The sequence below is a fragment of the Companilactobacillus futsaii JCM 17355 genome (assembly GCF_001435505.1).
Classification (GTDB): Bacteria; Bacillota; Bacilli; order Lactobacillales; family Lactobacillaceae; genus Companilactobacillus; species Companilactobacillus futsaii.
In genome coordinates, this window is sequence record NZ_AZDO01000144.1 from 1 (window position 1) to 584 (window position 584).

General features: G+C 45.9%; 4 tRNA genes and 1 rRNA gene. All 5 read left to right on the forward strand.

Annotated elements, in window-relative coordinates:
- The first annotated feature begins 66 nt into the window (after positions 1–66).
- Positions 67–182 (forward strand): 5S ribosomal RNA (rrf, locus tag FC88_RS11715).
- A gap of 11 nt (positions 183–193) precedes the next feature.
- A tRNA-Val gene (locus FC88_RS11720) sits at positions 194–266 on the forward strand.
- A 6-nt stretch (positions 267–272) separates the two neighbouring features.
- Positions 273–345: transfer RNA gene (locus tag FC88_RS11725), tRNA-Lys, on the forward strand.
- Between the two features lie 23 nt (positions 346–368).
- Positions 369–451 (forward strand) — tRNA-Leu (locus FC88_RS11730).
- Positions 452–512: 61 nt separating this feature from the next.
- Positions 513–584 (forward strand) — tRNA-Thr (locus FC88_RS11735).

Genomic DNA, 584 nt, shown 5'->3' on the forward strand with positions numbered 1-584 from the left:
ACAGCAGTTTGAAGTGTTACATCATTAATCTTAATATCTAGTTTTGAAGGTACGAGTGTCAAGCAGTGTAGTGACGATAGTGAGAAGGATACACCTGTTCCCATGCCGAACACAGAAGTTAAGCTTCTCCGCGTCGAAAGTAGTTGGTGGGAAATACCTGCGAGGATAGAGAGTCGCTACGCTGTCTCATGATGGAGGATTAGCTCAGCTGGGAGAGCATCTGCCTTACAAGCAGGAGGTCACAGGTTCGATCCCTGTATCCTCCATATCATGAGCCGTTAGCTCAGTTGGTAGAGCATCTGACTTTTAATCAGAGGGTCGACAGTTCGAACCTGTCACGGCTCATTTGCAACATATATACGCACCATGCGGGTGTGGCGGAATTGGCAGACGCGCTAGATTTAGGTTCTAGTGTCCTTTGGACATGAAGGTTCAAGTCCTTTCACCCGTATTCAATATTGTTGTTGCAATATTGAGTTTCATTTAGTAAAATATGAAAGTATTGGTTTTATGCCGACTTAGCTCAGCTGGCAGAGCATCTGTCTTGTAAACAGGGGGTCGGAGGTTCGAATCCTCTAGTCGGC